Genomic DNA, 13,754 nt, shown 5'->3' with positions numbered 1-13,754 from the left:
AGAACCGCATGTTTTCACTGACAAGACGGCGCGTCACCGGGCTGATGGCCGGAGTGGCGCTGGTCGCGGGCCTTGGCGCGGCGCAGGCGCAGGAGGACGACATCGTCATCGGCGGGTCGATCCCGCTGACCGGCGTCTTCGCCTTTGCCGGCGTGGCGATCGAGGCCGGGATGCAGGACTATATCACACAGGTGAACGAGGCCGGCGGCATCGGCGGGCGCAACCTGCGGCTGGCCTATGAGGATACCGGCTACAAGGTCGACCAGTCGGTGGCGGTGTTCAACAAGCTGACCAGCCAGGACGAGATCCACCTTTACTATGGCGACTCCACCGGCTTCGCCAAGACCATCGCGCCCGAACTGAACCGCATGGGCGGGATGATCATGGGCGGCGCGTCCTTCGCGTCGGAACTGAACGACCCCGAGGAACATCCCTACATGTTCATGGCGGGCCCCGACTATTCCGAGATGATCGCCATCCTGATGGAATACATCGCCGAGGAAACCCCCGGGGCCAAGATCGTGCTGGTCAACTCCGACACCGAATTCGGCCGCGACCCGATTGAAAGCTCGCGCGCCAAGGCGGCGGAGCTGGGGCTGGAGATCGTCGAGGAGATCATCACCCCGCCGACCGCCGTCGATGTCTCGACCGAGGTGCTGAAGCTGCGCCGCGCCCGGCCCGACTATACCATCTTCCACGGCTATATCCTTGCGCCGCTGCCGGAATTCATGACCCAGGCCCAGCAACTGGGGCTGGAGACGAAGTTCATGGGCACCTTCTGGTCGATGGACAGCTCTATCTGGGACAGCGTGGGTGAACCTGCCGATGGCTTCATGGGCGTGATGCCCTACCGCTATTACTATGACGAGGAAGCGGATGCGCCGACGATGGCGAAGATCCGCGAGATGCGCCCCGACTATCAGGCGACCGGCTACATGCAGGGCTATCTCTCAGCGATGCTGATGGCGGAATCCGCGCGGCGGGTGCTGGATCAGGGGCAGGAGCTGACCGGCAGCAACCTCAAGGCGGCGATGAACACGATTGAGGATTTCGACACCGGCGGGCTGATCGGCATCCCGATCTCCATCCCCGGCAATTCGGTGCCGGTGGGCCGCGTCTATCAGTACAGCGCGGCCGAGAAGAAGATGCAGCCGGTCTCTGACTGGATCACCGTGACGGAATGACGGGGCGGAAATGACCGATATGGCCGCGGACACCATCCTCGAGATCGAGAATATCGAGGTCATCTACAACAAATCCGTGCAGGTGCTTCGCGGCCTGTCACTCCGGGTGCCGCGGGGCCAGGTGGTCACGCTGCTTGGCTCCAACGGCGCCGGGAAATCCACCACGCTCAAGGCGATCTCGCGGCTGCTGAGCCTCGAGAATGGCGAGCTGACCTCGGGGCGGATCCTGTTCGACGGGCAGGACACCGCCGGCGAGGCGCCGCACCAGCTGGTCCGCCGCGGGCTGTTTCACGTCATGGAGGGGCGGCGGATCTTCGGCGACCTGACGGTGGAAGAGAACCTGACCGCCGCCACCTTCGCCCTGTCGGGGCGGGGGGTGAAGCATGGCGGCTTCGATCAGGTCTATTCCTACTTCCCGCGCCTGCATGAACGCCGCCACGCCCGCGCCGGCTATCTGTCGGGCGGCGAGCAGCAGATGCTGGCCATCGGCCGGGCGCTGATCGCGCAGCCGGCGCTGATCTTGCTGGACGAGCCGTCGCTTGGTCTCTCGCCGCGGCTGGTCGAGGAAATCTTTACCATCATCGCGCGGATCAACCGCGAAACCGGGGTGTCGATGCTGCTGGTCGAACAGAACGCCGCGGTGGCCTTCGCCATCGCCCATTACGGCTACATCATGGAAACCGGCAAGATCCAGCTCGACGGGCCCACCGCGCGGCTGATGGCCGACCAGGATGTGCGCGAGTTCTACCTTGGCCATGCCGGGCACGGCGGCGAACGCAGCTACCGCGACATCAAGCATTACAAGCGCCGCAAGCGGTGGCTGTCGTGAGCGACGTGACGCCCGAGCTTCCCGCCCTGACCCTGCCGCAGATGCTGTGCGAGCAGGCCCGCCGCACGCCCACCCGCACCGCGATCCGGCAAAAGGACTTCGGCATCTGGCGGCCCTGCAGCTGGCAGGACTATTTCGCCCGCGCCTGCGATCTGGCCCACGGCTTGCGGGCCATCGGCGTGCCCGAAGGCGGGCATGTGGCGATCCTGTCGGAGAACCGCATCGAATGGGTGCTGGCGCAGCTGGGGGCCAATTGCGCGGGCGCGGTCGCGGTCGGCGTCTATCCCACCAGCCCGGCGGGCGAGGTCGCCTATGTTCTGGGTCATTCCGATGCGCAGGTGGTGATCTGCGAGGATCAGGAGCAGGTGGACAAGGTGCTCGACCGCCGCGCCGAACTGCCCGATCTGGCGCGGATCGTGGTGATCGAGACCAAGGGGATGCGCGCTTACCCGGACGGCGCGGTGATCAGCTTTGCGGAGTTGGAGGAGATGGGCCGCGCCCACCGCGCCGGGCAGCCGGGCATGGTCGATGCCGTGCTGGCCGCGCAGACGCTGCCGGATGTGGCGCTGATGATCTACACCTCGGGCTCCACCGGCAAGCCAAAGGGCGCGATGCTCAGCTATCGCAACCTGCGTGCGCAGGCGATGGCGATCGGCGGGCTGCTGGGGCTGTCGGCATCCGACACGCACCTGTCCTACCTGCCGCTGTGCCATGTGGCCGAGCAGATGACGACGGTCATGGCCCCGATCTATCTGGGCAGCACCATCAACTTCGGCGAGTCGTTGCGCACCGTGCAGGAGGACCTGCGCGAGGTCGCGCCCACCACCTTCCTCGGCGTGCCGCGGATCTGGGAGAAGCTGCATTCCGCCATCCATATCCGGATGCTGGAGGCGGGCGGCTATCGCCGCGCGCTCTATGACCGGGCGCTGGCCGCCTGCGCGCCCTTTGCCAACCTGCCGGCAGGGCAGCGCAGTCTGGGCCAGCGGCTGACCTTCGCGCTGTGGTATATCCTCGTGTTCCGCGCCCTGCAGAACTACATCGGCCTGCGCCGGGCGCGGGTGGCGATGACCGGCGCCGCGCCGATCTCGCCGCGCATCGTCGCCTATTTCCGCACCATCGGCGTGCCGCTGGTCGAGGTCTACGGCGCCACCGAAACCACCGGCGTGGCCCTGGGGCAAAGGCTGTCCCGCCTTGATCCCGGCGCGGTGGGTGAGGTGATCGCCAATGCCGAGGCGCGGGTGGGGGAACATGGCGAGCTGCAATTGCGCGGCGAGACCATCTTTGCCGGCTACTACAAGAACGACGCCGCCACCGCCGCGGCGCTGCAAGATGGCTGGCTGCATACCGGCGACGTGGTCGAGGAGAAGGACGGCCAGTTCCGCATCGTCGACCGGCTGAAGGACATCATGATCACCGCGGGCGGCAAGAACCTCAGCCCCTCGGAAATCGAGAATACCGTGAAGGGCAGCCCCTATATCAAGGAATGCATCGTCATCGGCGAGCGGCGCAAATACGTCTCGGCGCTGATCCAGGTGGATTTCGAGACGGCGGGCCGGTGGGCCGAGGAGCAGGGCATCACCTTCACCAACTTCCGCAACCTTGTCGAACGGCCCGAATTGCGCGCGCTGGTCGAGGCCGAGATCGCGGCCGCCAATGCCGAGCTGGCCGCCGTTTCGCATATCCGCCGCTTCCACCTGCTGACCAAGGAGCTGGACCATGACGATGACGAGGTGACGGCGACGATGAAGGTGCGCCGGTCGAGCATCGCACAGAAATACGCCGCCGAGATCGAGGCGCTCTATCCCGCCGGCTGACAGTCAGGAGACCCCCCATGATCGACCTGCGCCCCCGCCGCCCGTGGGAGACAGACGAGGCCGCCCAGTTCCGCGATATGGTGCGCCGCTTCTTGCTGGCCGAGGCGGTGCCGCGCGATGCCGCCTGGCGCGCGCAGAAATTCGTGGACCGGGATTTCTGGCGTCAGGCGGGGGAGCTTGGCCTTCTCTGCCCCGGCATCCCCGATGAGTTTGGCGGCGGCGGCGGGGACTTCGCGCTGGATGCCATCGTCGGCGAAGAGCTGTCCTATGCCGGGATCACCAGCTTTCAGCAGCTGATCCATGGCGGCATCGTCGCGCCTTATATCCTGCACTATGGCACCGGGGATCAGCGCCGCCGCTGGCTGCCGAAGATGGCCAGCGGCGAGATGATCGGGGCCATCGCCATGACCGAACCGGGCGGCGGGTCCGACCTGCAGGCGGTGCGCACCTCTGCGCGGCGTGAGGGCGGAACCTATGTCCTGAACGGCGCCAAGACCTTCATCACCAATGGCATCCTCGCCGATCTGGTCATCGTCGCCGCCCGCACCGGGCCGGAGCCGGGCGCGCGTGGCCTGTCGCTGATCGTGGTGGAAACGGCGGACCTCCCCGGCTTCCGCCGTGGCCGCAACCTTGCCAAGATCGGGATGCATGGCAGCGACACCGCCGAGCTGTTCTTCGACGATGTCCGCGTGCCCGCCGAAAACCGGCTGGGCGAGGTGGAGGGGCAGGGCTTCGTGCAGATGATGCAGCAGCTCCCGCAAGAACGCCTTGGCGTCGCCGTCGGCGCGCAGGCGATGATGGAGCGGGCGGTCGAGATCACGGTCGAGCACGCCCGCACCCGCACCGCCTTTGGCAAGACCCTGATGGAGCTGCAGAACACCCGCTTCACGCTGGCCGATTGCCTTGCCAGGGCGCAGGTCTCGCGCGCCTTCGTGGACCGCTGCATCACGGATCATCTGGCGGGCCGCCTGACCGCCGCCGATGCCTCGATGGCCAAGATGTGGACCACTGACCGCCAATGCGAGGTGATCGACGAGTGCCTGCAGCTGCATGGCGGCTATGGCTTCATGGAGGAATATCCCATTGCCCGGATGTATGCCGATGTGCGGGTGCAGCGGATCTATGGCGGCGCCAATGAGATCATGAAGGAAATCATCGCGCGCAGCCTTGGCTGAAGCGCCCTGCAGGAGAGACCGATGCCGATCCCCGACGCGTTCAAGGGCCTGCGCCTTCCCGCCATCGCTTCGCCGATGTTCCTCGCCTCGGGCCCGGACCTCGTGGTGGAAACCTGCCGCGCCGGGCTGGTCGGCACCTTTCCCGCGCTGAACCAGCGCAGCAGCGAGGGGTTCCGGGGCTGGCTGCACCAGATCCGGGACCGGCTGGCGGGGCAGCCCGCTGCCGCGCCCTTCGGCGTGAACCTGATCGTCCACAAGTCCAACCCGCGGCTGGAGGCGGACCTGCAGATCTGCATCGAGGAGAAGGTGCCGCTGATCATCACCTCGCTGGGCGCGGTGGCCGATCTGGTGGACCGGGTCCATGCCTATGGCGGGCTGGTGTTCCATGACGTGATCAGCGCCCGCCATGCCCGCAAGGCCGCCGAGGCGGGGCTGGACGGGATCATCGCCGTCGCGGCGGGGGCGGGCGGCCATGCCGGCACGCTCAGCCCCTTTGCACTGGTGCCGGAAATCCGGGCGGTGTTCGGCGGCACCATCATCCTCGGCGGCGCGATCAATACCGGGCGCGACATTGCCGCGGCGCGGATGCTGGGGGCCGACATGGCCTATCTCGGCACCCGGTTCCTGGCGACGGCGGAGTCGATGGCCGACCCCGCGCACAAGCAGATGATCGTGGACACCTCTGCCGCCGACATCCTCTACACCCCGCGGATCAGCGGCGTGCATGCCAACTTCCTGCGGCCCAGCATCGTCGCGGCCGGGCTCGACCCCGAGAATCTGCACGATGCCGGCGCGCTCGACATGGAGGGCGAGGCGAAGGTGTGGAAGCATCTGTGGTCGGCGGGGCAGGGGGTGGGTTCGGTCAGGGATGTTCCGACCGCCGCCGCGCTCTGCGACCGGCTGGTCACCGACTACCGTGCCGCGCTGGCGGAGTGTGCGGTCGAAGCCGCGCGATACTAAGGGGCGGGCGTCAGGCCCGCCCGCCGGAACGCAATCCCGAGACATGCTCGATGAACGAGCGCTCGACCGGATCATCCAGCCCGCGCCCCGATTTCTCGAACCCCCGGCGCCAGTCGTTGATGTGGCGCTGCATCCACAGCCGCGCCTCGGCGGCGTCATGGCGCGCCAGCGCGGCGATGATATGGGCATGGGCCTCGACATTGCGCTGCGGCGCGGCCTCGACCTTGGGCAAGATCACCCGCAGCGTCGGCGCGAACAGCAGGCTGGCCGGCTCGCGTGCCAGCTCCAGCACCCGGTTGCGCCCCGTCCTGGCGATCAGCGTATGGAACTCGGTGTCCAGATGGATCACCGCATCGGGGTCACCCAGTTGCGCGCGGCTGCGCTCCAGATTGTCCGTCAGTGCCGCGATGTCCTCGTCGGTGGCATGGCGCGCCGCCGCTTCGACCGAGGCCGTCTCCAGCGCCAGCGCCGCCTCCCACAGCTCGCGGAAGGAGGTCTGGTGCAGCACCAGCGCCCGGCTCATCCTTGTCGCAAGGTTGGTGTAGCGCGGCAGGCTGGCAAAAAGCCGCCGCGATTGGTCGCGCCGCAGCAGGCCGCTTTGCTCCAGCAGCCGGATCCCCTCGCGCACGGTGGAACGATTGACGCCGAACTGTTCGCAAAGTGTCGCCTCGGTGCCGACCGGATCGCCGGGGGCAATGCGGCCCGACACGATCTCGCGCTCGATCGCCTCGGCCAGCCGCAGATAGGCGGGCTGCGCTTCCAGCCGGGCGAAGGGTTCGGGGGCAGGTCTCTTGGCTTCGGTCATCTGCGTCCTGCGGGTTGGGTGCGCCCCTGCCGCGCTGTGGGATCAGGGTTCGTAGAAAGCCGGCGCGCCGCTGTCAACGCAGCTTCATCGTCCGGTGAAGACGGGGCGGCGCTTGCCCAGAAAGCCGGCGACGCCCTCGGCGAAATCCGCGCTGCGGGCGATGGCGAGGAACTCCGCCCGCTCCGCCTCCAGATGCGCGGCCAGAGGGGTGACCGCGCCGCCATCGCATAGCCGCCGGAACGCGGCGTAGGAGCGGGTCGGGCCGGCGGCCAGCCTTGCGGCCAGCGCGTCCAGCGCCGCCTCGAACCCGTCCGCCGGGGCGATCTCGGCAACAATGCCCCAGTCCAGCGCCTCGGCCGCGGTCAGCGCCCGGCTCAGCAGCATCATCTGCGCCGCCCGGCCTGCGCCGACCTTGCGCGGCAGGAACCACGAGGCGCCGCAATCGGGCACCGCGCCGATCCGGTCATAGGCGATCAGGAACTGCGCCCCTTCCTCGGCCAGCACCAGATCGGCGGCCAGCGCCAGGCTGAGCCCCGCGCCCGCCGCCGCCCCGCGCACCCCCGCGATCAGCGGCGCATCGAGCGCGCGCAGCGTCAGGATCGCGGCGTTCATCCCGTCAAGGATCGCGTTCAGCGCCGCCGCGGTCTGCGCAGGCTGCCCCGAAAAGCCGCTGACATCGCCGCCCGCCATGAAGGCGCGGCCTGCGCCGGTGAGCACCACGCAGCGCAGGGCGTCTTGCTGTGCCAGCGCCCGCGCCGCCTGCTGCAACCCCTCGGCCAGCGCCACGTCGATGGCGTTGAGCCGGGCAGGGCGGTTGAAGGTGATCCGCGCGATGCCGGTGGCGGGGTCGAAGCGGCTCAGGATCGGGGCGTCACTCATGCTGTCTCCTCCTCGGGATGGAACCGGCCGCCTTGCGCGGCCAGGGCGGGCGGAACCGCGAGCCCCAGGGCCGCGGCCTCCGCGGCAAAGGCGGCGGCCCCCACCCGGTCGATCATCGCCAGCGGCCCGCCGGTCCAGGCCGGGAAGCCGCCTTGCACGGCGCCGAGGTCCACGGCATCGGCATGGCCCGGCGCTGCCCGCACTGCACCTGCCGCGGCGAGCGCGCCCGCCACCAGAAGCCGCCGCGCGAGGGCCTGCAGGTCGGAGGCGGGCAGGGGCTCTGCCTCGGGCGCCGGCTCTCCCGCGGGACGCGGTGCCAGACCGATCCCCGCCGCCACCGCCGCATTCGCCACCCGCGCGGCGGGGATGCCCCCGGCAACCAACCGCGCCGCCTCCGCTGCCATCGCTGCGGCGCAGGCCTCCGCCGCATCGCCGGCCTCGGGGCGCACCCCCAGCCGCGCCAGCCGCTGCCGGGCGTCGAAGCGCAGCCCGATCAGGGCGCGCGCGACCGGGCCGGTGACCAGCTGCCCGAAATATTGCGACTCCACCACCAGCGCCTTGTCCATCGGCAGCCGCAGCCCTTCGTAGAGGCAGGACAGGATCGCCCCCGGCGCAGGATAGGCTGGCCCCGGATCCAGCGCCACGGCGGCATTGGCGGCGATGAAGGCGGCGAAGCCCTCGGCGCTGCCTATGGGCGGGCCCGGCATCGCAAAGCCCTTGGCATCCCAGGGCTGCTGCGCGGGCACCCGCCCCTCGGCCAGCATCCGCCGCGCCGCCGGGATCAGGTCTTCGGGCGCCACCAGCGCGTCCAGCAGCCCCGCCTCCAGCGCCGCCTCGGCCCCCATCGGCGCGCCCTGCAGCAGGATCGGAAGCGCCCGCGCCAGCCCGATCTGCCGCGGCAGCCGCTGGGTGCCGCCCGCGCCGGGCAGCAGCCCCAGCGTCACCTCGGGGAAGCCATACAGCGCCCGGTCATTGCGCGCCGCGATCCGGGCATGGCAGGCCAGCATCACCTCCAGCCCGCCACCAAGCGCCGTGCCGCTGGCCGCGGCGATCACCGGTTTGCCAAGCCGCTCCAGCCGCCGCAGCACATCCCCGATCCGCCGGATCTGCGCCGCCGCCGCGCCCGCCGTCATCCCATCAGCCCAAAGCCCCGGCATGATCCCCAGATCCGCCCCCGCGATGAAGCTGGTCTTGCCCGAGGCGAGGATCACCCCCGTAACCCGCGTATCCGCCGCCAGCGCCGTCACCGCGCCGTCCAGCGCCTGCGCAAAGGCCCAGTCGATCACGTTCATGCTGCGGCCCGGCATGTCGAGCGTGACAAGCGCGACGCCGGTGTCGTCAATCTCTGTGGTCAGCATCGCGCCCTCCTCAGACCCGCTCGATGATGGTGGCGACGCCCATCCCGGCGCCCACGCAAAGCGTGACCAGCGCCGTCGCCTTGCCCGTCCGCTCCAGCTCGTCCAGGGCTGTGCCAAGGATCATCGCCCCTGTCGCCCCCAGCGGATGGCCCATGGCAATCGCGCCGCCATTGACGTTGACGATGGCCGGGTCAAGGTCCAGCGCCTGCATAAAGCGCAGCGCCACCGCCGCGAAGGCCTCGTTCACCTCATAGAGGTCGATGTCCCGCGCCGTCATTCCCGCCCGGCGCAGCGCCTTTTCCGCCGCCGCTGCGGGGGCGGTCAGCATGATCGTGGGTTCCGAGCCGATCTCGGCAAAGGCCCGCACCCTCGCGCGCGGGCGCAGCCCCGTCGCCGCGCCCGCCTCGAGGCTGCCGATCAGCACCGCGGCGGCGCCATCGACCATGCCGCTGGAGTTGCCGGCGTGGTGCAGATGCGGGATCGCGGCCAGATCGGGATAGCGGGTCAGCGCGATCCGGTCGAACCCCGCCGCCCCCATCGCCGCGAAGGACGGGCGCAGCGCCGCCAGATCCTCGGCGGTGGTGCCGGGGCGCACGGTTTCGTCCCGGTCCAGCAGCACCTCGCCAAGCCCATCGCACACCGGCACCACCGAGCCGGCAAAGCGCCCCTCGGCCCAGGCCCGGGCGGCGCGGGCATGGCTCTGCGCCGCCAGCCCGTCCAGCGCCGCGCGGTCATAGCCCCAACGGGCGGCGATCAGGTCGGCCGAGATCCCCTGCGGCACGAACTGCGTGGCCCGCGCCACCGCCGGGTCCGCGCCCCAGGCCCCGCCATCCGACAGGATCGGCACCCGCGACATCGATTCCACCCCGCCGCAGATCACCATGTCGGCCTGCCCGGCCATCACCTTGGCGGCGCCCATGTTCACCGCCTCCAGCCCCGAGGCGCAGAAGCGGTTCACCTGCACCCCCGCCACAGTCTCGGCATAACCCGCGGCCAGCGCCGCGATGCGGGGCAGGCACTGGCCCTGCTCGCCGATGGGCATCACCACGCCGAAGATCACGTCATCGACGAGGCCCGTATCCGGCAGGCTGCGGTCCCGCAGCGCCCCCAGCACGGTGGTGGCCAGCCGCAGCGGCGTCACCTCATGCAGCGCGCCGTCCGGTTTGCCGCGCCCGCGCGGGGTGCGCAGGTGGTCGAAGATGAAGGCACCGCCCACCCCCGCGGCCTATTTCGGCGCCATGCGCAGCGCGCCGTCGAGCCGGATCGTCTCGCCGTTCAGCATCTCATTGCCAAGGATATGCAGCACCAGCGCCGCATATTCGGCGGGGCGGCCGAGGCGCGAGGGGAAGGGGACCGCGACGCCAAGACTGTCCTGCGCGGCTTGCGGCAGGCCCTTCAGCATCGCGGTCTCGAAGATGCCGGGGGCAATGGTGCAGACGCGGATGGCGTTCGCGGCGAGTTCCCGCGCCGCCGGCAGCGTCAGCCCGACGATTCCGCCCTTCGACGCGGCATAGGCCGTCTGCCCGATCTGCCCGTCATAGGCGGCGATGGAGGCGGTGTTGATCGCCACGCCGCGCTCGCCCGTCTCCAGCGGGTCGAGCGCGGCCGCACCGGCCGCGAAGAGGCGCAGCATGTTGAAGCTGCCGATCAGGTTGACCTCGATCACCCGGGCGAAATCCTCCAGCGGCATGGTGCCGGCCTTGCCGAGGATCTTCTTCGCCGGGCCGATGCCGGCGCAGTTGACCAGGATCCGCGCGGCCCCGTGCTGCGCGGCGGCCTCCGCCACTGCAGCCTCGGCGCTGGCGGCCGAGGCGACATCGCATTTCACCGCGATCCCGCCGATCTCGGCCGCGACGGCCGCTGCCGCCTCATGGTTGAAGTCCAGCAGCGCCACCCGCGCCCCCGCGGCGGCCAGCGCCCGCGCTGTCGCCTCGCCAAGGCCGGACCCGCCGCCGGTGACCAGTGCCGCTACTCCGTCGATCTTCATGCAAAATTTCCCTGAGTCTTCTGCCGGGCCGCGCGCGGGGGCGGGCCGGCAAGTTTGTCGGACAATGTGACAGCTATGCAAAGCGCCACCGTCCCTGTCAACGGGGTTGGGGCTTCAGGCGCGGCTCTGCGGGCTGACGGCGCCAAGCGCCCAGTCCTGAAAGGCGCGGCAGAGCGGGTTGGCGATCTTGCCCTCGGGCAGGACGACGTAATAGGCCAGATCGGTCGCCATCGGCGGACCGGCGACGATCTGCAGCCGGCCGTCGTGCAATTCCTGCTCGATCAGGTAGCGTGGCACCAGCGCCACCCCCAGCCCCGCCGCCGCCGCCTCGATGATCATCGAGAACTGGTCGAAGCGGTGGCCGCGGAAGGCATCCGCCGAATCCAGCCCGGCCGCGGTGAACCAGTCCGCCCAAAGCTTCGGCCGCGCCTCCATATGCAGCAGCGGCTGCGACGCCAGCGCCTCCGGCCCGGTCCCGGCCAGCGCCTTCGCCAGCGCGGGGCCAGCGACGGGCACCACGGTTTCCGAGCACAGATAGGTGCAGCTCGCCTGCGGCCAGACCGGCTGGCCGTAATGGATGGCAAGGTCGAACCCCTCGGCCGCCAGATCGAAGCTGCCCGCGCGCGAGGCGACGGTGACCTGCGTGCCCGGATGCGCCGCGAGGAAGCCCGGCAGCCGCGGCATCAGCCAGCGCGCGCCGAAGGTCGGCAGCGTCGCCACCGCCAGCACCCCGGTATGATCGCGCGAGCCAAGGGCGCGCAGGGTCATCTGCTCCACCTGCGCCAGCAGGCGCTGCACCTCGGGCAGCAGCCGCCGGCCGGCATCGGACAGGATCACCCGCTGGCGCACCCGGTCGAACAGCTTGATCCCCAACTGCGCCTCCAGATCCCGGATCTGGCGGCTGACGGCGCTTTGCGTCAGGTTCCGTTCCGCCGCTGCCTGGGTGAAGCTGCCATAGCGGGCGGCGGCCTCGAAACTTTGCAGGGCAGGGGTGTCGGGCACAAGGCTGCGGCGCAGGGTCATTCCGGTCTCGCATCATGTCAGGCGGGAAACGCGCGATCCGCCGGGGATATGGTGTGATATGATCATGACCGAAGGGCAGCGCAAGCCGTCGCCGCCGCCCGCCAGACAGCCTGAAGGGGACCGCCATGACCACGCTTGCCGCCAAAGCCACCGACATCCTTGCCCGCCTCGGCGCCGATCCGGCGCGCCATACCGGGGGCAGCATGGCCAGTTTCAGCCCGGTGACGGGCGAGCAGGTGGCGGCGCTGGTCCCCGACACGGCCGACACGACCGATGCCGCCATCGCCCGCGCCGGGGCGGCTTTCCTGGCCTGGCGTCTGGTGCCGGCCCCGCGGCGCGGGGAGCTGGTGCGGCTGCTGGGCGAGGAACTTCGCGCGGCCAAGGCCGACCTTGGGGCCCTCGTGTCGATCGAGGCAGGCAAGAGCCCGTCCGAAGGCGCGGGCGAAGTGCAGGAGATGATCGACATCTGCGACTTCGCCGTCGGCCTGTCGCGCCAGCTTTACGGCCTGACCATTGCGACCGAACGCCCGGGGCACCGGATGATGGAAACCTGGCATCCGCTGGGGGTGGTCGGCGTCATCTCGGCCTTCAACTTCCCGGTCGCGGTCTGGTCCTGGAACACGGCGCTGGCGCTGGTCTGCGGCAATCCGGTGGTGTGGAAGCCGTCGGAAAAGACCCCGCTGACCGCGCTGGCCTGCCAGGCGGTGCTGGACAAGGCGCTGGCGCGGTTCGGCGATGCCCCGGCGGATCTGAGCCAGGTGCTGATCGGCGGCGCCGATGTCGGCGCGGCGCTGGTCGCGCACAAGGGCGTGGCGCTGATCTCGGCCACCGGGTCCACCCGCATGGGCCGGCAGGTCGGGCCGGCGGTCGCGGCGCGGTTCGGGCGCACGATCCTGGAACTTGGCGGCAACAATGCCGGCATCGTCTGCCCTTCGGCCGATCTCGATATGGCGCTGCGGGCGATTGCCTTTGGCGCGATGGGCACCGCGGGCCAGCGCTGCACCACGATGCGGCGGCTGTTCGTGCATGACTCTGTCTATGACGCGCTGGTGCCGCGGCTGATCAAGGCCTATGGGTCGGTGTCGGTCGGCAACCCCTTGGAAACGCAGGCGCTTGTCGGCCCGCTGGTCGATGGCGCGGCCTTTGATGCGATGCAGGTGGCGCTGGAGGCGGCCCGCGCGGCGGGCGGCACCGTGCATGGCGGCGAGCGGGTGAGCGTCGGAACCGACGCCGCTTTCTACGCGCGGCCGGCTTTGGTGGAAATGCCGGACCAGTTGGGGCCGGTGTTGGAGGAGACCTTCGCGCCGATCCTTTACGTGATGAAATTCAGTGACTTCGAAGGCGTTCTTCACAAACATAATGAAGTTGGCGCCGGCCTCTCCTCCTCAATCTTCACCACTGACCTGCGCGAGATGGAAACCTTCCTCTCGGCCGCGGGATCCGATTGTGGGATCGCCAATGTGAACATCGGCACCTCGGGCGCGGAAATCGGCGGGGCCTTTGGCGGAGAGAAGGAAACTGGCGGCGGGCGCGAGAGCGGCTCGGACGCCTGGAAGGGCTACATGCGCCGCGCCACCAACACCATCAACTACTCGCGCGCGCTGCCGCTGGCGCAAGGCGTGGTCTTCGACATCGACTGACGCCGGCTTGCGGGACCGGCGCCCGATCGGGGTTGCTCCTTGCCGCCCCTTTTTGGATAACTGCCGTGCAGACAGCCTGTGTCGGTCGCCTCGAGTCTGC

At 69.7% G+C, this 13,754-nt stretch carries 12 protein-coding genes; 6 read left to right on the top strand and 6 right to left on the bottom strand.

Annotated elements, in window-relative coordinates:
* The first annotated feature begins 8 nt into the window (after positions 1-8).
* Genes GVY41_RS07830 through GVY41_RS07810 form a run of 5 tightly spaced genes read left to right on the top strand, consistent with a single transcriptional unit; the run spans position 9 to position 5,962 of the window.
* Positions 9-1,184 (top strand): ABC transporter substrate-binding protein, encoded by a 1,176-nt coding sequence (locus GVY41_RS07830; RefSeq protein WP_161345242.1) that lies wholly within the window; start codon positions 9-11, stop codon positions 1,182-1,184.
* 19 nt (positions 1,185-1,203) lie between these two features.
* Positions 1,204-2,013 carry an ABC transporter ATP-binding protein gene (locus GVY41_RS07825; RefSeq protein ID WP_161345545.1) on the top strand — a complete coding sequence of 270 codons (810 nt, stop codon included), beginning with the start codon at positions 1,204-1,206 and terminating at the stop codon, positions 2,011-2,013.
* Complete coding sequence (locus GVY41_RS07820; protein WP_202456091.1) at positions 2,010-3,827, top strand: AMP-dependent synthetase/ligase; 1,818 nt, start codon at positions 2,010-2,012, stop codon at positions 3,825-3,827. The genes GVY41_RS07825 and GVY41_RS07820 overlap by 4 nt, the downstream gene beginning before the upstream one ends.
* Positions 3,828-3,844: 17 nt before the next feature.
* On the top strand, positions 3,845-5,002 hold the full coding sequence (locus GVY41_RS07815; protein WP_161345244.1) for an acyl-CoA dehydrogenase family protein: 1,158 nt from the start codon (positions 3,845-3,847) through the stop codon (positions 5,000-5,002).
* Between the two features lie 21 nt (positions 5,003-5,023).
* Entirely contained in the window at positions 5,024-5,962 is a 939-nt protein-coding gene (locus GVY41_RS07810; protein WP_161345246.1) for an NAD(P)H-dependent flavin oxidoreductase, read from the top strand.
* 10 nt (positions 5,963-5,972) lie between these two features.
* Here the strand turns inward: GVY41_RS07810 and GVY41_RS07805 are convergent, their stop codons facing one another.
* The 6 genes from GVY41_RS07805 to GVY41_RS07780 all read right to left on the bottom strand — a co-directional run bounded on the left by GVY41_RS07805 (position 5,973) and on the right by GVY41_RS07780 (position 12,014).
* On the bottom strand, positions 5,973-6,767 hold the full coding sequence (locus tag GVY41_RS07805) for a FadR/GntR family transcriptional regulator (protein ID WP_161345248.1): 795 nt from the start codon (positions 6,765-6,767) through the stop codon (positions 5,973-5,975).
* Positions 6,768-6,851: 84 nt separating this feature from the next.
* Positions 6,852-7,646 (bottom strand): enoyl-CoA hydratase-related protein, encoded by a 795-nt coding sequence (locus GVY41_RS07800; RefSeq protein WP_161345250.1) that lies wholly within the window; start codon positions 7,644-7,646, stop codon positions 6,852-6,854.
* Entirely contained in the window at positions 7,643-9,004 is a 1,362-nt protein-coding gene (locus tag GVY41_RS07795; RefSeq protein WP_161345252.1) for an enoyl-CoA hydratase-related protein, read from the bottom strand. The genes GVY41_RS07800 and GVY41_RS07795 overlap by 4 nt, the downstream gene beginning before the upstream one ends.
* Before the next feature lie 10 nt (positions 9,005-9,014).
* A complete protein-coding gene (locus GVY41_RS07790) occupies positions 9,015-10,220 on the bottom strand; it encodes an acetyl-CoA C-acetyltransferase (RefSeq protein ID WP_161345254.1) in 1,206 nt (401 codons plus the stop codon).
* A gap of 9 nt (positions 10,221-10,229) precedes the next feature.
* A complete protein-coding gene (locus tag GVY41_RS07785; protein WP_161345256.1) occupies positions 10,230-10,991 on the bottom strand; it encodes an SDR family NAD(P)-dependent oxidoreductase in 762 nt (253 codons plus the stop codon).
* A 114-nt stretch (positions 10,992-11,105) separates the two neighbouring features.
* Entirely contained in the window at positions 11,106-12,014 is a 909-nt protein-coding gene (locus tag GVY41_RS07780) for a LysR family transcriptional regulator (protein WP_161345259.1), read from the bottom strand.
* A gap of 125 nt (positions 12,015-12,139) precedes the next feature.
* Between GVY41_RS07780 and amaB the strand changes: the two genes are divergently transcribed.
* A complete protein-coding gene (amaB, locus tag GVY41_RS07775; RefSeq protein ID WP_161345261.1) occupies positions 12,140-13,654 on the top strand; it encodes an L-piperidine-6-carboxylate dehydrogenase in 1,515 nt (504 codons plus the stop codon).
* Positions 13,655-13,754: the final 100 nt, after the last annotated feature.

Source organism: Frigidibacter albus (assembly GCF_009908165.1).
Lineage (GTDB): Bacteria > Pseudomonadota > Alphaproteobacteria > Rhodobacterales > Rhodobacteraceae > Frigidibacter > Frigidibacter albus.
The sequence above is the reverse complement of the archived record's forward strand: the minus strand, read 5'-3'. Positions and strand labels throughout refer to the sequence as shown.

Excerpts from the sequence above, each read along its gene's own strand:
- amaB (WP_161345261.1), top strand. The coding sequence starts at position 12,140 with ATGACCACGCTTGCCGCCAAAGCCACCGACATCCTTGCCCGCCTCGGC.
- GVY41_RS07830 (WP_161345242.1), top strand. The coding sequence starts at position 9 with ATGTTTTCACTGACAAGACGGCGCGTCACCGGGCTGATGGCCGGAGTG.
- GVY41_RS07825 (WP_161345545.1), top strand. The coding sequence starts at position 1,204 with ATGGCCGCGGACACCATCCTCGAGATCGAGAATATCGAGGTCATCTAC.
- GVY41_RS07780 (WP_161345259.1), bottom strand. The coding sequence starts at position 12,014 with ATGACCCTGCGCCGCAGCCTTGTGCCCGACACCCCTGCCCTGCAAAGT.
- GVY41_RS07800 (WP_161345250.1), bottom strand. The coding sequence starts at position 7,646 with ATGAGTGACGCCCCGATCCTGAGCCGCTTCGACCCCGCCACCGGCATC.
- GVY41_RS07805 (WP_161345248.1), bottom strand. The coding sequence starts at position 6,767 with ATGACCGAAGCCAAGAGACCTGCCCCCGAACCCTTCGCCCGGCTGGAA.
- GVY41_RS07795 (WP_161345252.1), bottom strand. The coding sequence starts at position 9,004 with ATGCTGACCACAGAGATTGACGACACCGGCGTCGCGCTTGTCACGCTC.
- GVY41_RS07815 (WP_161345244.1), top strand. The coding sequence starts at position 3,845 with ATGATCGACCTGCGCCCCCGCCGCCCGTGGGAGACAGACGAGGCCGCC.
- GVY41_RS07785 (WP_161345256.1), bottom strand. The coding sequence starts at position 10,991 with ATGAAGATCGACGGAGTAGCGGCACTGGTCACCGGCGGCGGGTCCGGC.
- GVY41_RS07810 (WP_161345246.1), top strand. The coding sequence starts at position 5,024 with ATGCCGATCCCCGACGCGTTCAAGGGCCTGCGCCTTCCCGCCATCGCT.